We start from the raw sequence: 17,555 nt of genomic DNA on the forward strand, positions 1-17,555 counted from the left end.
TTGGGATAACCTGTAGACTAAAAGGGAGGTAGGCCCCTTGATAGATGTAAATAACTTTGAATATATGAAGATTGGACTTGCTTCACCTGACAAGATTCGTTCTTGGTCATACGGTGAAGTTAAGAAACCAGAAACAATTAACTATCGTACGTTAAAGCCTGAAAAAGATGGCTTGTTCTGTGAGCGTATTTTCGGACCACAAAAGGACTGGGAATGTCATTGCGGAAAATACAAACGTGTACGTTATAAAGGTGTAGTTTGTGATCGATGTGGCGTTGAAGTAACGCGTGCAAAAGTTCGTCGTGAACGTATGGGTCATATCGAATTAGCTGCTCCTGTATCTCATATTTGGTATTTCAAAGGTATCCCGAGCCGCATGGGACTTGTCTTAGACATGTCCCCTCGCGCGCTTGAAGAAGTAATTTATTTCGCTTCTTATGTTGTAACAGAAAGTGGAGATACACCACTTGATAAGAAGCAATTACTTTCTGAAAAAGAATACCGTGCATATCGTGATCGATATGGTAGCACATTCCAAGCTGCTATGGGTGCGGAAGCGATTAAAAAGCTACTACAAGACATCGATTTAGATAAAGAAGTAGACTTCTTAAAAGAAGAATTAAAAACAGCGCAAGGACAACGCCGTACTCGTGCTATTAAACGTCTAGAAGTATTAGAAGCATTCCGTAACTCTGGAAATCACCCATCTTGGATGATCCTAGATGTTCTTCCAGTTATCCCACCAGAACTACGCCCAATGGTACAGTTGGATGGTGGACGTTTTGCTACTTCTGACTTAAACGACTTATACCGTCGTGTAATTAACCGTAATAATCGTTTAAAACGTCTATTGGACTTAGGTGCACCAAGCATCATCGTTCAAAACGAAAAACGTATGTTACAAGAAGCTGTAGACGCATTAATCGATAATGGTCGCCGTGGCCGTCCAGTTACTGGACCAGGTAACCGTCCATTAAAATCACTATCTCACATGCTTAAAGGTAAACAAGGACGTTTCCGTCAAAACTTATTAGGTAAACGTGTTGACTACTCTGGCCGTTCTGTAATCGTTGTAGGACCGAACTTAAAGATGTACCAATGTGGATTACCAAAAGAAATGGCGCTTGAATTGTTTAAGCCTTTCGTTATGAAAGAGTTAGTTGGAAAAGGTTTAGCACACAACATTAAGAGTGCTAAACGTAAAATCGAGCGTGTACAACCTGAAGTTTGGGACGTTTTAGAATCTGTGATCAAAGAGCATCCAGTACTTCTAAACCGCGCACCAACACTTCACCGTCTTGGTATCCAGGCGTTTGAACCTACATTAGTAGAAGGTCGCGCAATTCGTCTTCACCCACTTGTATGTACTGCATACAACGCGGACTTTGACGGTGACCAAATGGCAGTTCACGTACCGTTATCATCAGAGGCACAAGCAGAAGCTCGTATTCTTATGTTAGCGGCACAAAACATCTTGAATCCAAAAGACGGAAAACCAGTTGTTACTCCATCTCAGGATATGGTATTAGGTAACTACTACTTAACACTTGAGCGTGAAGGCGCAATCGGTGAAGGTATGGTCTTCAAAGATGCAAACGAAGCAATACTTGCATACCAAAATGGATATGTACATCTGCACACACGTGTTGCAGTTGCTGCAAGTTCAGTAAATAATGTAACATTTACTGAAGAGCAAAAAGGTAAGCTTCTATTAACAACAGTTGGTAAATTAATATTTAACGAAATCTTACCAGAGTCGTTCCCTTATATTAATGAACCGACAAACTCAAACCTTGAAAAAGAAACACCAGCGGAGTATTTCGTTGAAAAAGGTGCGAACATTAAAGAAATTATTGCTAGTCGCGAAGAAGTGGCGCCATTTAGCAAGAAGATCCTTGGTAACATCATTGCGGAAGTATTCAAACGTTTCCAAATTACGGAAACATCTCGCATGCTTGACCGCATGAAAAACTTAGGATTTAAGTACTCTACAAAAGCTGGTATTACAGTTGGGGTATCTGACATTCTTGTATTAGGCGAAAAAGATGAAATTCTCCATGAAGCACAAGCAAAAGTAGATAATGTAATTAAACAATTCCGTCGCGGTTTAATCACGGAAGAAGAACGTTACGATCGCGTTATCTCTATTTGGAGTAATGCAAAAGATGTTATCCAAGGAAAACTGATGAAATCCTTGAATAAACGCAACCCAATCTTCATGATGAGTGATTCCGGTGCCCGTGGTAACGCATCGAACTTTACTCAGCTTGCTGGTATGCGTGGTCTGATGGCCAATCCATCTGGTCGTATTATCGAACTTCCAATTAAATCAAGTTTCCGTGAAGGTTTAACAGTACTTGAGTACTTCATCTCTACGCATGGTGCGCGTAAAGGTCTTGCCGATACAGCACTTAAAACTGCCGATTCTGGTTACTTAACACGTCGTCTTGTAGACGTTGCACAAGATGTAATTGTCCGTGAAGATGATTGTGGAACAGATCGTGGTCTATTAATTGGTGCGATTAAAGAGGGTAATGAAGTAATTGAGTCATTATATGATCGTCTTGTTGGACGTTTTGCAAGAAAAACTGTAAAACATCCTGAAACAGGTGAAGTATTAGTTAGTGAAAACCAACTAATTACTGAAGATATTGCTCATATCGTTGAAAATTCGGGTGTTGAAACTGTAAACATTCGTTCAGCGTTCACGTGTAACACTCGCCACGGTGTATGTAAGAAGTGTTACGGTCGTAACTTAGCAACTGGTACAGACGTAGAAGTAGGAGAAGCGGTAGGTATTATCGCAGCTCAATCTATCGGTGAGCCAGGTACACAGTTAACGATGCGTACGTTCCATACAGGTGGGGTTGCCGGAGATGATATCACTCAAGGTTTACCTCGTATCCAAGAGATCTTCGAAGCTCGTAACCCGAAAGGTCAGGCAGTTATCAGTGAAATCGATGGTGTTATCGCAGCGATTAACGATGTTAAAGATCGCCAAGAAGTAGTTGTACAGGGTGAAGTTGAAGCTCGTACGTATGCTATTCCTTACGGTGCGCGTCTGAAAGTAACTCTAGGACAGCCAATTAGCCACGGTAAAGAGTTAACAGAAGGTTCTATTGATCCGAAAGAATTACTAAAAGTAACGGACATTACGGCGGTTCAAGAATACTTACTACGTGAAGTTCAAAAAGTATACCGTATGCAAGGGGTAGAAATTGGTGACAAACACGTAGAAGTAATGGTACGTCAAATGTTACGTAAAGTTCGTGTAAGTGATGCGGGTGAAACAGATGTATTACCAGGAACACTACTAGATATCCATCAGTTTACTGATGCAAATGCGAAGGTGTTACTGAAAGGTAAACAACCAGCAACGGCTAGACCTGTTCTACTTGGTATTACAAAAGCTTCACTTGAAACTGATTCATTCTTATCTGCAGCATCGTTCCAAGAAACGACACGTGTCTTAACTGATGCAGCGATTAAGGGTAAACGCGATGAGCTTCTAGGATTGAAAGAAAATGTTATTATCGGTAAACTTGTTCCTGCTGGAACAGGTATGAATCGTTATCGCAAAGTGGATCTTGTAAAAACAACACAAGGTGACATGAATGTAGAAAACGATGAAGTTTATGTGGAACAGTAAAATTTTCCGTCGTAAATTTTGTATAAAAACAGTTAATCCTAGTTGACATTGTATGAGTCAAAATGTTACTATAATCAAGGTTGCTCCTGAACGATGCTTTGGAGGATATTTATATGTCTTATCAAAAAGTGTCAAATGCTGAAAATGTAGTCGTTGGTCATAAACGCACATTGGAGGCAATCAAAAATGGTATAGTTAAAGAAGTTGTTATTGCGGAAGATGCTGATATGCGGTTAACCCATATGATTATTCGTACCGCCTTGCAACATAACATACCCATAACCAAAGTTGAATCAGTTCGTAAGCTTGGAAAAGTTTCGGGGATTCAAGTGGGAGCTTCAGCAATAGGAATAATAAGTTAAAACTGTTTTTGTGAGGAGAGAGCATTTGCTCTCCCTTGCAAAAACTTTGTTTTCAACTAATAATGAACCACCTGGATATGTGGTCATACAAACATGCGAAGGGAGGATAATCAAATGCCTACTATTAACCAATTAGTGAGAAATGGTCGTACTGATAAAGTATGGAAATCTAAATCACCTGCGTTAAACAAAGGGTTCAACTCTTTAAAGAAAAAATCAACTGATATCTCTGCACCTCAAAAACGTGGTGTATGTACTCGTGTTGGTACAATGACTCCAAAGAAACCTAACTCAGCGTTACGTAAATACGCTCGTGTACGTTTAACAAACGGTATCGAGGTTACAGCTTACATCCCAGGTATCGGTCATAACCTACAAGAGCATAGCGTAGTATTAATTCGCGGTGGTCGAGTAAAGGATTTACCAGGGGTACGTTACCACATCGTTCGTGGTGCGCTTGATACAGCTGGTGTTGACAAACGTATGCAAGGACGTTCTAAATATGGTACTAAGCGACCAAAACCTGCTAAAAAATAATAAACTTATAATGAAAGGAGGAACTCAATATGCCTCGTAAAGGACCTGTTGCGAAACGTGACGTGTTACCAGATCCAATGTACAAGTCTAAGCTAGTAACACGCCTTATCAACAAAATGATGGTTGACGGTAAAAAAGGTAAATCTCAAACAATTCTTTATAACGCTTTCGATATCGTTCGTGAACGTTCAGATAAAGACCCTATGGAAGTATTCGAGCAAGCTCTTAAGAACATCATGCCTGTTCTTGAAGTACGTGCTCGTCGTGTTGGTGGTGCTAACTACCAAGTTCCAGTTGAGGTTCGTCCAGAACGCCGTACAACTTTAGGTCTTCGCTGGTTAGTAAACTATGCTCGTCTTCGTGGTGAAAAAACTATGGAAGAGCGTCTAGCTTACGAAATCTTAGATGCAGCTAACAACGCTGGTGCATCTGTTAAGAAACGTGAAGACACTCATAAAATGGCAGAAGCTAACAAAGCATTTGCTCATTACCGTTGGTAGGATTCAACGTAAAATAAATGTAAGCATAAACCGCTTTATTTGTCGCTTATGGAAGTGTGGAGAGGGAGAATGCCTCTCCCTTTCGTTGGGCGCTCGTTTTACATAATGAGGGTACTGGACATACTGACATGTGTAACAATATAAAGTGGCTTTTTTGCTACTTAAAATAAAAAAATCCAATCCATATATGGAAGGAGCAAGACACCAAATGACAAGAGAGTTCTCTTTAGAAAACACTCGTAATATTGGTATCATGGCTCACATCGATGCTGGTAAAACAACAGCAACTGAGCGTATTCTGTATTATACAGGACGTATTCATAAAATCGGTGAAACTCATGAAGGTGCATCTCAGATGGACTGGATGGAGCAAGAGCAAGAGCGTGGTATCACAATTACTTCTGCTGCAACTACAGCTCAATGGAAAGGTCACCGTGTAAACATCATTGACACTCCAGGACACGTAGACTTCACAGTAGAAGTAGAACGTTCTTTACGCGTACTTGATGGTGCGGTAGCAGTACTTGATGCACAATCTGGTGTAGAACCACAAACAGAAACTGTTTGGCGTCAGGCTACTACTTACGGTGTACCTCGTATCGTATTCGTTAACAAAATGGATAAGATTGGTGCGGATTTCTTATACTCTGTAGGAACAATCCACGATCGTTTACAAGCAAACGCACACCCAATTCAGTTACCAATCGGTGCTGAAGATGAGTTCAATGGTATCATTGACCTTGTTGAAGAATGTGCTTACATGTACGGTAACGATTTAGGAACAGACATCGAGCGTGTTGAAATTCCTGAAGAGCACAAAGAATTAGCTGCAGAATACCGTGGAAAGCTTATTGAAGCGGTAGCTGAGCTTGATGAAGAAATGATGATGAAGTACCTAGAAGGTGAAGAAATCACTGTAGAAGAGCTTAAAGCTGGTATCCGTAAGGCTACAACTTCTGTAGAATTCTTCCCAGTAATCTGTGGTTCTGCATTCAAAAATAAAGGTGTTCAAATTCTGTTAGACGCAGTTATCGACTACCTACCATCTCCATTAGATGTACCAGCTATTAAAGGTACTCTTCCGGATACAGATGAAGAAATCGAACGTAAGTCTAGCGATGAAGAACCATTCGCAGCTTTAGCATTCAAAATCATGACTGATCCTTATGTTGGTAAGTTAACGTTCTTCCGTGTGTATTCTGGTGTGTTAAACTCTGGATCATACGTGAAAAACTCAACTAAAGGTAAGCGTGAGCGTGTAGGTCGTATCCTACAAATGCACGCTAACAGCCGTGAAGAGATTTCAACAGTTTACGCTGGTGATATCGCTGCTGCTGTAGGTTTAAAAGATACTACTACTGGTGATACTCTTTGTGATGAGAAGAGTCTTGTTATCCTTGAGTCTATGGAATTCCCAGAGCCAGTTATCTCTGTAGCTATCGAACCAAAATCTAAAGCTGACCAAGATAAAATGGGTACAGCATTATCTAAGCTTTCTGAAGAAGATCCAACATTCCGTGCTCACACTGACCAAGAAACTGGCCAAACAATCATCGCTGGTATGGGTGAACTTCACCTTGATATCATCGTTGACCGTATGCGCCGTGAATTCAAAGTGGAAGCAAACGTTGGTGCTCCTCAGGTAGCATACCGTGAGACTTTCCGCGCTGCTGCGAAAGTTGAAGGTAAGTTCGCTCGTCAATCTGGTGGTCGTGGACAATTCGGTCACGTTTGGATTGAGTTTGAACCTAATGAAGAAGGTAAAGGTTTTGAATTCCAAAACAAAATCGTCGGTGGTGTAGTTCCACGTGAATACATCCCAGCTGTTGGAGCGGGTCTTGAAGACTCACTTAAAAATGGTGTACTAGCTGGTTATCCACTAGTTGACATCAAAGCTGCGTTAGTTGACGGATCTTACCATGATGTCGATTCATCTGAGATGGCGTTCAAAATCGCTGCATCTATGGCACTTAAAGCTGCGGTTTCTAAATGTAGCCCAGTAATTCTTGAGCCAATGATGAAAGTTGAAGTTGTAATTCCTGAAGAGTACATGGGTGACATTATGGGCGACGTAACATCTCGCCGTGGACGTGTAGAAGGTATGGAAGCTCGTGGTAACGCACAAGTTGTTCGCGCTATGGTTCCACTTTCTGAAATGTTCGGTTATGCAACGGCATTACGTTCTAACACTCAAGGACGCGGAACATTCTCAATGACATTTGATCATTATGAAGAAGTACCGAAGTCTGTTTCTGAAGAAATTATTAAAAAAAATAAAGGTGAATAATTGATTTTTATCGATTGTTCAAGTATAACTACTTATGTAAGCTTAGAAAGTGGGACGTAAGTTTCACTTTCTAGTCTAAATATAAAATAACCTATATAAACTAAGGAGGAATTTAGAATGGCTAAAGCTAAATTCGAACGTTCTAAACCCCATGTTAACATCGGTACAATCGGCCACGTTGACCATGGTAAAACTACATTAACTGCTGCGATCACTACAGTTCTTGCAAAAGCTGGTGGTGCTGAAGCACGCGGATACGATCAAATCGACGCTGCTCCAGAAGAAAGAGAGCGCGGAATCACAATCTCAACTGCACACGTTGAGTACGAAACTGAAACTCGTCACTATGCACACGTTGACTGCCCAGGTCACGCTGACTATGTTAAAAACATGATCACTGGTGCTGCTCAAATGGACGGCGGTATCTTAGTAGTATCTGCTGCTGATGGCCCAATGCCTCAAACACGTGAGCACATCCTTCTTTCTCGTCAAGTAGGTGTTCCTTACATCGTTGTATTCTTAAACAAATGCGACATGGTAGACGACGAAGAATTATTAGAATTAGTAGAAATGGAAGTTCGCGACCTATTATCTGAATACGGATTCCCAGGCGACGACATTCCTGTAATCAAAGGTTCTGCTCTTAAAGCTCTTCAAGGAGAAGCTGATTGGGAAGCAAAAATCATTGAATTAATGACTGAAGTTGATGCTTACATCCCAACTCCAGAACGTGAAACTGACAAACCATTCTTAATGCCTATCGAGGATGTATTCTCTATCACAGGTCGTGGTACAGTTGCAACTGGTCGTGTAGAGCGCGGAATCGTTAAAGTTGGTGACGTAGTAGAAATCATCGGTCTTGCTGAAGAAAATGCTTCTACAACTGTAACTGGTGTAGAGATGTTCCGTAAACTTCTTGACCAAGCTCAAGCTGGAGACAACATCGGTGCTTTACTTCGTGGGGTTGCTCGTGAAGACATCCAACGTGGACAAGTTCTTGCTAAAACTGGCTCTGTAAAAGCTCACGCTAAATTCAAAGCTGAAGTTTTCGTATTATCTAAAGAAGAAGGTGGACGTCACACTCCATTCTTCGCTAACTACCGTCCTCAGTTCTACTTCCGTACAACTGACGTAACTGGTATCATCCAATTACCAGAAGGTACTGAAATGGTAATGCCTGGTGACAACATCGAAATGACTATCGAACTTATCGCTCCAATCGCTATCGAAGAGGGAACTAAATTCTCTATTCGTGAAGGTGGACGTACAGTAGGTTACGGTGTAGTTGCTACAATCGTTGCTGAGTAATCTTTAAATAGATTATTAAAAAACTCAAGGGATTCTCCCTTGAGTTTTTTATTGTTTATTAATATAGAAGGAAGAGGTGTGTTTTCTATCTTTGAATGAGTTTCTTCTATAGTATATAAAACAAGAAGTAACATCCATAAACTGTAAGTTGAATAAGAGCAGATGAAAACTTGAAATTCTTTAAAGTGCCATGTATAATAGCAAAAGTAGAGAAAAGCAGATGCAAACAAAAAGATGCTTGCATCTAGACGAATAACATTGTATAATAAACAATGTTGGTCTTTGACTGCGATGAAGTGGAAGGTTGCTGACACACCCGGCCGCTTTGCCATGGCATGGTGTGGGGAAATTTCCATGGAGAAGGTCTATTTTAGAAATAGGCGAACGAAGGAGGGAAAATAATGGCAAAAGAAAAAATTCGTATCCGTTTAAAAGCTTATGATCACCGTATTCTTGATCAATCAGCTGAGAAAATTGTAGAAACAGCTAAGCGTTCTGGGGCAACAGTTTCTGGTCCGATCCCATTACCAACTGAGAAGACTATTTACACAATTCTTCGTGCTGTTCATAAGTACAAAGATTCTCGTGAGCAATTCGAAATGCGCACACACAAACGTTTAATCGATATCGTGAGTCCTACTCCACAAACAGTAGATTCATTAATGCGTTTAGACTTACCGTCTGGTGTAGATATCGAAATCAAACTATAATTCATATAACTTAAAAATGTAGGAGGTGTAACTCATGACCAAAGGAATCTTAGGAAGAAAGATCGGTATGACTCAAGTATTTGCTGAGAACGGTGAGTTAATCCCAGTAACAGTTATCGCTGCTAATCCAAACGTTGTTCTTCAAAAGAAAACAACTGAAACTGATGGCTACAATGCAATCCAGTTAGGATTTGAAGATAAACGTGAAAAGTTAACTAACAAACCTGAACAAGGCCACACTGTTAAAGCATCTACAACTCCTAAGCGCTTCATTCGCGAAATCCGCGATGCAGACGTGGACGGATTAGAGGTTGGTCAAGAGGTAAAAGTTGAAGTTTTCGCTGCAGGTGAAATCGTTGACGTAACAGGAATTTCTAAAGGTAAAGGTTTCCAAGGTGTTATCAAACGCCACGGACAATCTCGCGGACCTATGTCTCATGGTTCTCGCTATCACCGTCGTCCAGGTTCAATGGGCCCAGTTGCTCCGAACCGTGTATTCAAAGGCAAAAAACTTGCTGGACGTATGGGTGGAGACCAAGTTACTATCCAAAACTTAGAAATCGTTCAAGTTGACACTGAGCGCAACTTATTACTAGTAAAAGGTAACGTTCCAGGTGCTAAGAAATCTCTTGTAGTTGTTCAAGGCGCTGTGAAGGTTAGCAAATAATTCACAATAGGAAGGAGGAATTCCAATGCCAAAAGTTACTGTATATAACCAAACTGGTTCACAGGTTGGTGAAATCGAATTAGCTGAAGCTATTTTCGGTATCGAACCAAATGAAGCTGTACTTTTCGAAGCTGTAATGATGCAACGTGCATCTTTACGTCAAGGTACACACAAAGTAAAAACTCGTTCTGAAGTTCGTGGTGGTGGTCGTAAACCATGGCGTCAAAAAGGAACTGGACGTGCTCGTCAAGGGTCTATCCGCTCTCCTCAATGGCGTGGTGGTGGTACGGTATTCGGACCTACACCAAGAAGCTATGCGTACAAACTTCCTAAGAAGGTTCGTCGTTTAGCAATCAAATCTGCATTAGCTACTAAAGTAGTTGAGAACAACATTGTAGTTCTTGAAGACCTAGTGTTAAATGCACCAAAAACAAAAGACATGCTAGCAGTACTTAAAGGATTAACTGTTGAGAAGAAAGCTCTTATCGTAACTGCTGATGCAAACGAATCTGTAGAGTTATCTGCTCGCAATATCCCTGGAGTAACAGTAATCACTGCTGATGGCGTAAACGTTTTAGACGTGCTTCATCATGATAAGCTAATCATGACAAAAGCGGCAGTGGAAAAAGTAGAGGAGGTGCTTGCATAATGAGAGATCCTCGTGATATCATTAAGCGCCCAGTTATCACTGAACGTTCTATGGAAATGATGGCTGAAAAAAAATACACGTTCGATGTGGACGTTAAATCTAATAAAACAGAAGTTAAAGATGCTCTTGAAGCGATCTTTGGTGTTAAAGTAGAAAAAGTGAACATCATGAACTACAAGCCGAAAGCAAAACGCGTTGGTCGTCACGCTGGTTTTACTAGCCGTCGTCGTAAAGCAATCGTTAAGCTAACTGCTGACAGCAAAGAAATCGAAATCTTCCAAGGCGTTTAATTCTTACTAAAGAAGGAGGGAAATTGAGATGGGAATTAAAAAGTATAATCCAACTACTAACGGTCGTCGTAATATGACTACGAATGATTTCGCTGAAATCACGACTGACAGACCAGAAAAGTCATTACTTGCTCCTTTAAGCAAGAAGGCTGGTCGTAATAACCAAGGTAAAATTACTGTACGTCATCAAGGTGGCGGACATAAGCGTCAATACCGTATCATCGACTTTAAGCGTAACAAAGATGGAATTCCAGGACGCGTTGCTACGATCGAATACGATCCAAACCGCTCTGCGAATATCGCATTAATTAACTACGTTGACGGTGAAAAACGTTACATTCTTGCTCCTAAATCTTTAGAAGTAGGTATGGAAGTTATGTCTGGCCCAGAAGCTGACATCAAAATCGGTAACGCATTACCATTAATCAACATTCCAGTAGGTACTGTTGTTCATAATATCGAGCTTAAGCCTGGTCGTGGCGGACAATTAGTTCGTTCTGCTGGTACATCTGCTCAAGTACTTGGTAAAGAAGGTAAATACGTACTTGTACGTTTAACTTCTGGTGAAGTACGTCTTGTATTATCTGCTTGTCGCGCTTCAATCGGTCAAGTAGGTAACGAACAACACGAACTTATCAAAATCGGTAAAGCAGGTCGCTCTCGCTGGTTAGGTAAACGCCCAACAGTTCGTGGTTCTGTAATGAACCCGGTTGATCACCCACACGGTGGTGGTGAAGGACGTTCTCCAATCGGACGTAAGTCTCCAATGTCTCCATGGGGTAAACCAACTCTTGGATTCAAGACTCGTAAGAAAAACAAAGCGTCTGACAAATTCATCGTTCGTCGTCGTAAAAAATAATGGGATTGTAGTACGGTTCATTTCTAGAACCGTACGCCAATCACGAAGGGAGGCACCAAAATGGCTCGTAGCTTAAAAAAAGGACCATTTGTCGATGATCACTTAATGAGCAAAATGGAAAAATTAGTTGCATCTGAGCAAAAACAAGTTGTTAAAACTTGGTCTCGCCGTTCAACAATCTTCCCTCAGTTCATCGGACACACAATCGCTGTATATGATGGTCGTAAACACGTACCTGTATACATCACTGAGGATATGGTTGGCCATAAGTTAGGTGAATTCGCACCAACTCGTACGTATAAAGGTCACCTTGCTGACGATAAGAAAACTAGAAGATAATGAGAGGAGGCACTTCAATGCAAGCTAAAGCAGTAGCGAGAACAGTTCGTATTGCTCCTCGTAAAGTTCGTTTAGTAGTAGACTTAATCCGAGGTAAGCAAGTGGGTGAAGCGATTGCTATCCTTAACCACACACCAAAAACTGCTTCTCCAGTTGTAGAGAAAGTTTTAAAATCTGCAATCGCAAATGCAGAGCACAATTATGAGATGGATATTAACAACCTAGTTGTTGAAAAAGTTTTCGTTGACGAAGGTCCAACGTTGAAACGTTTCCGTCCACGTGCAATGGGTCGTGCAAGCCAAATTAACAAACGCACAAGCCACATTACAGTTGTGGTATCAGAAAAGAAGGAGGGATAATCGATGGGTCAAAAGGTTAATCCAATTGGTCTTCGTGTCGGCGTTATCCGTGACTGGGAATCTCGTTGGTTCGCAGAGAAAGATTATGCTACATTATTACATGAAGACATCAAAATCCGTGAGTACATTACTGTACGCTTAAAAGATTCTGCTGTTGCTAAAGTAGAAATCGAACGTGCAGCAAATCGTGTAAATGTTACAATTCACACTGCAAAACCTGGTATGGTAATTGGTAAAGGTGGTACTGAAGTTGAAGCACTTCGTAAAGCACTTAACCAATTAACAGGCAAGCGTGTACACATCAACATTTTAGAAGTTAAGAGAGCTGATCTTAACGCTAAATTAGTAGGCGAAAACATCGCTCGTCAATTAGAAAACCGTGTATCATTCCGTCGTGCACAAAAGCAAGTTATTCAACGTGCTATGCGTGCAGGTGCTAAAGGTATTAAAACACAGGTTTCTGGTCGTCTTGGCGGAGCTGATATCGCTCGTGCAGAATCTTACAGTGAAGGAACTGTTCCACTTCATACACTTCGCGCTGATATTGACTATGCAGCAGTTGAAGCTGATACAACATACGGTAAATTAGGCGTAAAAGTATGGATCTACCGTGGAGAAGTCCTTCCTACAAAAAAGAAAGCTTCTGAGGAAGGAGGAAAATAATATGTTAATGCCAAAACGCGTAAAATATCGTAGAGAGCATCGTGGTAAAATGCGTGGTCGTGCAAAAGGTGGAACTGAAATTGCTTTCGGTGAATTCGGTTTACAAGCACAAGCTGCTTCATGGATTACAAACCGTCAAATCGAAGCTGCTCGTCGTGCAATGACTCGTTACATGAAACGTGGCGGTAAAGTATGGATTAAAATTTTCCCTTCTAAACCTTACACTGCAAAACCTCTAGAAGTACGTATGGGTTCCGGTAAAGGGGCACCAGAAGGCTGGGTAGCAGTAGTAAAACCTGGGAAAATTATGTTCGAAATCGCGGGTGTATCTGAAGAGGTAGCACGCGAAGCATTACGTCTTGCAGCTCACAAGTTACCTGTGAAATGTAAATTCGTAAAACGTGAAGAAAATGGTGGTGAATCTAATGAAAACTAATGATATTCGTGAATTAACCACTGCCGAAATCGAAACAAAAGTTAAAGCTTTAAAGGAAGAATTGTTCAATCTTCGCTTCCAACTTGCTACAGGACAATTAGAGAATCCAACTCGCATTCGTGAAGTGCGTAAAGCAATTGCTCGTATGAAAACTGTAGTTCGTGAAAGAGAGATCGGAATTAATCGATAAATTGAGGGGAGGTTTGCATAGTGAGCGAACGTAACCAACGCAAAGTTTATACTGGTCGTGTTGTGTCTGACAAAATGGACAAAACGATTACAGTTTTAGTTGAAACTTACAAAACTCATTCCTTGTACGGAAAACGTGTTAAGTATTCTAAGAAGTACAAAGCCCATGATGAGCAAAACCAAGCGAAACTTGGCGATATCGTTAAAATCATGGAAACTCGCCCGCTTTCTGCTACTAAGCGTTTCCGTTTAGTTGAAATCGTTGAAGAAGCGGTTATTATCTAAATAGACGAATCGGAATTTTTAGTCCGAAGGGAGGTTTCATAACATGATCCAACAAGAATCTCGTTTGAAAGTTGCTGACAACTCTGGTGCACGTGAACTTTTAACAATTAAAGTATTAGGCGGCTCTGGTCGTAAATATGCTAACATTGGTGACATTATCGTTGCTACGGTAAAACAAGCAACACCAGGTGGCGTTGTTAAAAAAGGTGACGTTGTTAAAGCAGTAGTGGTACGTACGAAGAGCGGAGCTCGTCGTCCGGACGGTTCTTATATCAAATTTGATGAAAACGCAGCGGTTATCATCAAAGACGATAAGAGCCCACGTGGTACTCGTATCTTCGGACCAGTAGCTCGTGAATTACGTGATAGCAACTTCATGAAGATCGTTTCTTTAGCTCCAGAAGTTCTATAATTTAAGGTATTGCCTTGCTAAGGAGGTGCAGAATTAAGATGCATGTAAAAAAAGGTGATAAAGTACAGGTAATCACTGGAAAAGACAAAGGAAAACAAGGCGTTATCCTTGTGGCTTTCCCAAAGCAAAACCGTGTTATCGTTGAGGGTGTTAACATCGTTAAAAAACACTCTAAGCCATCTCAATTAAATCCACAAGGTGGAATTATTACTAAAGAAGCACCTATTCACGTTTCTAACGTTATGGTTTTAGATCCGAAAACAGGTGAACCTACTCGTGTAGGCTTCAAAGTAGAAGATGGTAAAAAAGTTCGTATTGCAAAAAAATCTGGTGAATTATTAGATAAATAATTTTCTTAAGAAAGGAGGTCACTTCATTGAATCGCCTTAAAGAGAAGTTCCAAAAGGAAATTACTCCTGCTCTAGTGAGCAAGTTTAACTATAAATCTGTGATGGAAGTACCGAAAATCGAAAAGATCGTAATCAACACTGGTGTTGGTGACGCGGTATCTAACTCAAAAGCTTTAGACAATGCAGTAGAAGAATTAACACAAATCGCAGGTCAAAAACCTGTTGTAACTCGTGCTAAAAAATCAATCGCTGGTTTCCGTCTTCGTGAAGGTATGCCAATCGGTGCGAAAGTAACTTTACGCGGCGAGCAAATGTATGAGTTCTTCGACAAATTAGTATCAGTTTCTTTACCACGTGTACGTGATTTCCGTGGTGTTTCTAAGAAATCATTCGATGGTCGTGGGAACTACACATTAGGTGTTAAAGAGCAACTTATCTTCCCTGAGATCGATTATGATAAAGTAAGCAAAGTCCGCGGTATGGACATCGTAATCGTTACTACAGCGAAAACTGATGAAGAAGCTCGTGAACTTTTAACACAATTCGGTATGCCATTCCAAAAATAATGGAAGCCAACGCTAAGTAGAGGAGGCGAAAACGTGGCTAAAAAATCTATGATAGCGAAACAAAAGCGTACTCCTAAGTTTAAAGTACAAGAGTATACACGTTGCGAACGCTGCGGTCGTCCGCATTCTGTATACCGCAAATTTAAGCTTTGCCGTATTTGTTTCCGTGAACTTGCATATAAAGGTCAAATTCCTGGTGTTAAAAAAGCTAGTTGGTAAAACCCACAAATGGGAAGGAGGTAAAACACATGGTGATGACAGATCCAATTGCAGACATGCTTACTCGCATCCGTAATGCGAACATGGTACGTCATGAGAAATTAGAGGTTCCTGCTTCTAAAATCAAAAAAGAGATCGCTGAACTTTTAAAACGTGAAGGTTTCATTCGTGATGTAGAATACATCGAGGATAACAAACAAGGTATCCTTCGTATTTTCCTGAAATATGGTGCAAACAATGAACGTGTAATCACTGGATTAAAACGTATCAGTAAACCTGGCTTACGCGTTTACGCTAAAGCTGATGAAGTACCACGTGTACTTAACGGATTAGGTATCGCTCTTGTTTCTACATCTAAGGGAGTAATGACAGACAAAGACGCTCGTCAATTACAAACTGGTGGAGAAGTAGTAGCATACGTTTGGTAATATATATTTAAAACGAACGGAGGTGTGACCACATGTCTCGTATTGGTAAAAAGATTCTTGAAATCCCTGCAGGTGTTACTATTACAATTGCAGAAGACAATACTGTAACAGTAAAAGGCCCTAAAGGTGAATTAACTCGTAAATTCAATGCTGATATGTCTATCAAAATTGAAGAAAATACACTAACAGTTGAGCGTCCATCTGAACAGAAGGAACACCGTGCATTACACGGTACAACTCGTGCTTTAATCGGAAACATGGTTGAAGGTGTAACTGCAGGTTTCGCACGCGGACTTGAATTAGTCGGTGTTGGTTACCGTGCTCAAAAACAAGGAGATAAACTTGTTTTAAGCGTAGGTTATTCTCATCCAGTAGAAATGACTCCGGAAGCAGGTCTTGAAGTTGAAGTACCTGTACCAACTAAAATCGTAATCAAAGGTATCGACAAGCAACGTGTTGGCGAATTTGCTGCTAACATCCGTGCTGTACGTGCTCCTGAGCCTTATAAAGGTAAAGGTATTCGTTACGAAGGCGAAGTTGTTCGTCGTAAAGAAGGTAAAACTGCTAAGTAAACCCGTTAGGTGAGAGAAAGGAGTGACAAGAATGATCACTAAAGCTGATAAAAATGCGACTCGTAAGAAAAGACATGCACGTGTACGTGCTAAACTTACTGGTACTGCAGAACGTCCACGTTTAAACGTGTTCCGTTCTAACCAACATATTTACGCTCAAGTTATTGATGATGTAAATGGTGTAACGTTAGTAAGTGCATCTACTCTTGATAAAGACCTTGCTCTTAACGGTACTAGCAATACTGAAGCTGCTACGAAAGTAGGAGAATCAGTTGCTAAGCGTGCTGTAGAGAAAGGCGTTAAAGAAGTAGTATTCGATCGCGGTGGTTACTTATACCATGGCCGTGTTAAAGCTCTAGCTGAGGCTGCTCGTGAGGCTGGATTACAATTTTAATGGTCAAAGGAGGGAAAATTGATGCATCGCATTGACCCAAGTAAATTAGAACTTGAAGAACGTGTAGTTACGATAAATCGTGTCGCGAAAGTTGTTAAGGGTGGTCGTCGTTTCCGCTTTGCTGCACTAGTTGTAGTTGGCGATAAAAACGGTCATGTTGGATTCGGTACTGGTAAAGCACAAGAGGTACCAGACGCAATCCGCAAAGCTATCGAAGACGCTAAGAAAAACTTAATCGCTGTACCATTAGTTGGTACAACAATTCCACACACAATCAACGGTCATTTTGGAGCTGGTGAAGTATTCTTAAAACCTGCTGCTGAAGGTACTGGTGTTATTGCTGGTGGACCTGTTCGTGCGGTACTTGAATTAGCTGGTGTACAAGATATTCTTTCGAAATCTCTTGGTTCTAACACACCAATCAACATGATTCGCGCTACTGTGAACGGATTAAGCGAACTTAAGCGCGCTGAAGATGTTGCAAAATTACGCGGTAAATCTGTAGAAGAGCTACTAGGTTAAGGA

At 40.9% G+C, this 17,555-nt stretch carries 26 protein-coding genes; 25 read left to right on the forward strand and 1 reads right to left on the reverse strand.

The features are described from left to right. Window positions 1-37 precede the first annotated feature (37 nt). The 6 genes from rpoC (at window position 38) to tuf (ending at window position 8,643) form a co-directional block, all read left to right on the forward strand. Window positions 38-3,649, forward strand: a complete 3,612-nt coding sequence (rpoC, locus tag ILT06_RS30125; protein ID WP_000567948.1) for a DNA-directed RNA polymerase subunit beta' — start codon at window positions 38-40, stop codon at window positions 3,647-3,649. A 113-nt stretch (window positions 3,650-3,762) separates the two neighbouring features. Further along, window positions 3,763-4,011, forward strand: a complete 249-nt coding sequence (locus ILT06_RS30130; RefSeq protein ID WP_000121828.1) for a 50S ribosomal protein L7ae-like protein — start codon at window positions 3,763-3,765, stop codon at window positions 4,009-4,011. Between the two features lie 114 nt (window positions 4,012-4,125). Continuing rightward, the gene (gene rpsL, locus ILT06_RS30135) at window positions 4,126-4,548 is read left to right on the forward strand and encodes a 30S ribosomal protein S12 (RefSeq protein ID WP_001142341.1); all 423 of its coding nucleotides are present in this window, start codon (window positions 4,126-4,128) and stop codon (window positions 4,546-4,548) included. 29 nt (window positions 4,549-4,577) lie between these two features. Further along, entirely contained in the window at window positions 4,578-5,048 is a 471-nt protein-coding gene (gene rpsG, locus ILT06_RS30140; RefSeq protein ID WP_001137489.1) for a 30S ribosomal protein S7, read from the forward strand. Between the two features lie 208 nt (window positions 5,049-5,256). Beyond that, window positions 5,257-7,335 (forward strand): elongation factor G, encoded by a 2,079-nt coding sequence (gene fusA, locus ILT06_RS30145; RefSeq protein ID WP_000196381.1) that lies wholly within the window; start codon window positions 5,257-5,259, stop codon window positions 7,333-7,335. A 117-nt stretch (window positions 7,336-7,452) separates the two neighbouring features. Continuing rightward, window positions 7,453-8,643, forward strand: a complete 1,191-nt coding sequence (tuf, locus tag ILT06_RS30150; RefSeq protein WP_001029616.1) for an elongation factor Tu — start codon at window positions 7,453-7,455, stop codon at window positions 8,641-8,643. Here tuf and ILT06_RS30155 read toward each other — a convergent pair. Continuing rightward, on the reverse strand, window positions 8,610-8,975 hold the full coding sequence (locus ILT06_RS30155; RefSeq protein ID WP_222655845.1) for a hypothetical protein: 366 nt from the start codon (window positions 8,973-8,975) through the stop codon (window positions 8,610-8,612). The two genes, tuf and ILT06_RS30155, sit on opposite strands and share 34 nt — an antisense overlap. A 69-nt stretch (window positions 8,976-9,044) precedes the next feature. Here ILT06_RS30155 and rpsJ point away from each other — a divergent pair, with 69 nt between their 5' ends. The 19 genes from rpsJ to rpsE are packed head-to-tail and all read left to right on the forward strand — an operon-like array spanning window position 9,045 to window position 17,552. Next, window positions 9,045-9,353 (forward strand): 30S ribosomal protein S10, encoded by a 309-nt coding sequence (gene rpsJ, locus ILT06_RS30160; RefSeq protein ID WP_001040595.1) that lies wholly within the window; start codon window positions 9,045-9,047, stop codon window positions 9,351-9,353. 34 nt (window positions 9,354-9,387) lie between these two features. Then, a complete protein-coding gene (rplC, locus tag ILT06_RS30165; protein ID WP_222655846.1) occupies window positions 9,388-10,020 on the forward strand; it encodes a 50S ribosomal protein L3 in 633 nt (210 codons plus the stop codon). Between the two features lie 25 nt (window positions 10,021-10,045). Continuing rightward, complete coding sequence (gene rplD / locus ILT06_RS30170; protein ID WP_001127258.1) at window positions 10,046-10,669, forward strand: 50S ribosomal protein L4; 624 nt, start codon at window positions 10,046-10,048, stop codon at window positions 10,667-10,669. Beyond that, the gene (rplW, locus tag ILT06_RS30175) at window positions 10,669-10,959 is read left to right on the forward strand and encodes a 50S ribosomal protein L23 (protein ID WP_001205558.1); all 291 of its coding nucleotides are present in this window, start codon (window positions 10,669-10,671) and stop codon (window positions 10,957-10,959) included. The genes rplD and rplW overlap by 1 nt, the downstream gene beginning before the upstream one ends. A 28-nt stretch (window positions 10,960-10,987) precedes the next feature. Next, entirely contained in the window at window positions 10,988-11,818 is an 831-nt protein-coding gene (rplB, locus tag ILT06_RS30180) for a 50S ribosomal protein L2 (RefSeq protein ID WP_000511583.1), read from the forward strand. A gap of 60 nt (window positions 11,819-11,878) precedes the next feature. Continuing rightward, window positions 11,879-12,157 carry a 30S ribosomal protein S19 gene (gene rpsS / locus ILT06_RS30185; protein ID WP_000124454.1) on the forward strand — a complete coding sequence of 93 codons (279 nt, stop codon included), beginning with the start codon at window positions 11,879-11,881 and terminating at the stop codon, window positions 12,155-12,157. 17 nt (window positions 12,158-12,174) lie between these two features. Then, window positions 12,175-12,516, forward strand: coding sequence for a 50S ribosomal protein L22 (gene rplV / locus ILT06_RS30190; RefSeq protein WP_001148024.1), 342 nt, complete (start codon window positions 12,175-12,177; stop codon window positions 12,514-12,516). Between the two features lie 3 nt (window positions 12,517-12,519). Beyond that, window positions 12,520-13,179 carry a 30S ribosomal protein S3 gene (gene rpsC / locus ILT06_RS30195; protein WP_000529958.1) on the forward strand — a complete coding sequence of 220 codons (660 nt, stop codon included), beginning with the start codon at window positions 12,520-12,522 and terminating at the stop codon, window positions 13,177-13,179. 1 nt (window position 13,180) lies between these two features. Then, a complete protein-coding gene (gene rplP, locus ILT06_RS30200) occupies window positions 13,181-13,615 on the forward strand; it encodes a 50S ribosomal protein L16 (protein ID WP_000928969.1) in 435 nt (144 codons plus the stop codon). Next, window positions 13,605-13,805, forward strand: a complete 201-nt coding sequence (gene rpmC / locus ILT06_RS30205; protein WP_000855718.1) for a 50S ribosomal protein L29 — start codon at window positions 13,605-13,607, stop codon at window positions 13,803-13,805. The genes rplP and rpmC overlap by 11 nt, the downstream gene beginning before the upstream one ends. Window positions 13,806-13,825: 20 nt before the next feature. Beyond that, window positions 13,826-14,089 (forward strand): 30S ribosomal protein S17, encoded by a 264-nt coding sequence (gene rpsQ, locus ILT06_RS30210; RefSeq protein WP_000004106.1) that lies wholly within the window; start codon window positions 13,826-13,828, stop codon window positions 14,087-14,089. Window positions 14,090-14,132: 43 nt separating this feature from the next. Next, entirely contained in the window at window positions 14,133-14,501 is a 369-nt protein-coding gene (rplN, locus tag ILT06_RS30215) for a 50S ribosomal protein L14 (protein WP_000615912.1), read from the forward strand. Between the two features lie 38 nt (window positions 14,502-14,539). Beyond that, on the forward strand, window positions 14,540-14,851 hold the full coding sequence (gene rplX / locus ILT06_RS30220; RefSeq protein ID WP_000558201.1) for a 50S ribosomal protein L24: 312 nt from the start codon (window positions 14,540-14,542) through the stop codon (window positions 14,849-14,851). 26 nt (window positions 14,852-14,877) lie between these two features. Beyond that, window positions 14,878-15,417 (forward strand): 50S ribosomal protein L5, encoded by a 540-nt coding sequence (gene rplE / locus ILT06_RS30225; protein ID WP_001080829.1) that lies wholly within the window; start codon window positions 14,878-14,880, stop codon window positions 15,415-15,417. 33 nt (window positions 15,418-15,450) lie between these two features. Then, complete coding sequence (gene rpsN / locus ILT06_RS30230; RefSeq protein ID WP_001085700.1) at window positions 15,451-15,636, forward strand: 30S ribosomal protein S14; 186 nt, start codon at window positions 15,451-15,453, stop codon at window positions 15,634-15,636. Window positions 15,637-15,665: 29 nt separating this feature from the next. Continuing rightward, on the forward strand, window positions 15,666-16,064 hold the full coding sequence (gene rpsH / locus ILT06_RS30235) for a 30S ribosomal protein S8 (protein ID WP_000245511.1): 399 nt from the start codon (window positions 15,666-15,668) through the stop codon (window positions 16,062-16,064). A gap of 32 nt (window positions 16,065-16,096) precedes the next feature. After that, entirely contained in the window at window positions 16,097-16,636 is a 540-nt protein-coding gene (rplF, locus tag ILT06_RS30240) for a 50S ribosomal protein L6 (RefSeq protein WP_064475101.1), read from the forward strand. Window positions 16,637-16,667: 31 nt separating this feature from the next. Beyond that, window positions 16,668-17,030 (forward strand): 50S ribosomal protein L18, encoded by a 363-nt coding sequence (rplR, locus tag ILT06_RS30245; protein ID WP_000628818.1) that lies wholly within the window; start codon window positions 16,668-16,670, stop codon window positions 17,028-17,030. 21 nt (window positions 17,031-17,051) lie between these two features. Beyond that, window positions 17,052-17,552: a 30S ribosomal protein S5 gene (gene rpsE / locus ILT06_RS30250; protein ID WP_000554646.1), complete on the forward strand. Its 501-nt coding sequence runs from the start codon at window positions 17,052-17,054 to the stop codon at window positions 17,550-17,552. Window positions 17,553-17,555 lie beyond the last annotated feature (3 nt).

Origin of the sequence: Bacillus sp. 17RED48 (assembly GCF_019837545.1) — a bacterium.
GTDB lineage: Bacteria > Bacillota > Bacilli > Bacillales > Bacillaceae_G > Bacillus_A > Bacillus_A wiedmannii.

Excerpts from the sequence above, each read along its gene's own strand:
- rplR (WP_000628818.1), top strand. The coding sequence starts at position 16,668 with ATGATCACTAAAGCTGATAAAAATGCGACTCGTAAGAAAAGACATGCA.
- rpsH (WP_000245511.1), top strand. The coding sequence starts at position 15,666 with ATGGTGATGACAGATCCAATTGCAGACATGCTTACTCGCATCCGTAAT.
- rpsE (WP_000554646.1), top strand. The coding sequence starts at position 17,052 with ATGCATCGCATTGACCCAAGTAAATTAGAACTTGAAGAACGTGTAGTT.
- rplF (WP_064475101.1), top strand. The coding sequence starts at position 16,097 with ATGTCTCGTATTGGTAAAAAGATTCTTGAAATCCCTGCAGGTGTTACT.
- rpsC (WP_000529958.1), top strand. The coding sequence starts at position 12,520 with ATGGGTCAAAAGGTTAATCCAATTGGTCTTCGTGTCGGCGTTATCCGT.
- rplW (WP_001205558.1), top strand. The coding sequence starts at position 10,669 with ATGAGAGATCCTCGTGATATCATTAAGCGCCCAGTTATCACTGAACGT.
- rpsL (WP_001142341.1), top strand. The coding sequence starts at position 4,126 with ATGCCTACTATTAACCAATTAGTGAGAAATGGTCGTACTGATAAAGTA.
- rpsS (WP_000124454.1), top strand. The coding sequence starts at position 11,879 with ATGGCTCGTAGCTTAAAAAAAGGACCATTTGTCGATGATCACTTAATG.
- rplX (WP_000558201.1), top strand. The coding sequence starts at position 14,540 with ATGCATGTAAAAAAAGGTGATAAAGTACAGGTAATCACTGGAAAAGAC.
- fusA (WP_000196381.1), top strand. The coding sequence starts at position 5,257 with ATGACAAGAGAGTTCTCTTTAGAAAACACTCGTAATATTGGTATCATG.
- rplV (WP_001148024.1), top strand. The coding sequence starts at position 12,175 with ATGCAAGCTAAAGCAGTAGCGAGAACAGTTCGTATTGCTCCTCGTAAA.
- rplD (WP_001127258.1), top strand. The coding sequence starts at position 10,046 with ATGCCAAAAGTTACTGTATATAACCAAACTGGTTCACAGGTTGGTGAA.
- rpsG (WP_001137489.1), top strand. The coding sequence starts at position 4,578 with ATGCCTCGTAAAGGACCTGTTGCGAAACGTGACGTGTTACCAGATCCA.
- rplC (WP_222655846.1), top strand. The coding sequence starts at position 9,388 with ATGACCAAAGGAATCTTAGGAAGAAAGATCGGTATGACTCAAGTATTT.
- tuf (WP_001029616.1), top strand. The coding sequence starts at position 7,453 with ATGGCTAAAGCTAAATTCGAACGTTCTAAACCCCATGTTAACATCGGT.
- rplB (WP_000511583.1), top strand. The coding sequence starts at position 10,988 with ATGGGAATTAAAAAGTATAATCCAACTACTAACGGTCGTCGTAATATG.
- ILT06_RS30155 (WP_222655845.1), bottom strand. The coding sequence starts at position 8,975 with ATGGCAAAGCGGCCGGGTGTGTCAGCAACCTTCCACTTCATCGCAGTC.
- ILT06_RS30130 (WP_000121828.1), top strand. The coding sequence starts at position 3,763 with ATGTCTTATCAAAAAGTGTCAAATGCTGAAAATGTAGTCGTTGGTCAT.
- rplN (WP_000615912.1), top strand. The coding sequence starts at position 14,133 with ATGATCCAACAAGAATCTCGTTTGAAAGTTGCTGACAACTCTGGTGCA.
- rpmC (WP_000855718.1), top strand. The coding sequence starts at position 13,605 with ATGAAAACTAATGATATTCGTGAATTAACCACTGCCGAAATCGAAACA.
- rplP (WP_000928969.1), top strand. The coding sequence starts at position 13,181 with ATGTTAATGCCAAAACGCGTAAAATATCGTAGAGAGCATCGTGGTAAA.
- rpsJ (WP_001040595.1), top strand. The coding sequence starts at position 9,045 with ATGGCAAAAGAAAAAATTCGTATCCGTTTAAAAGCTTATGATCACCGT.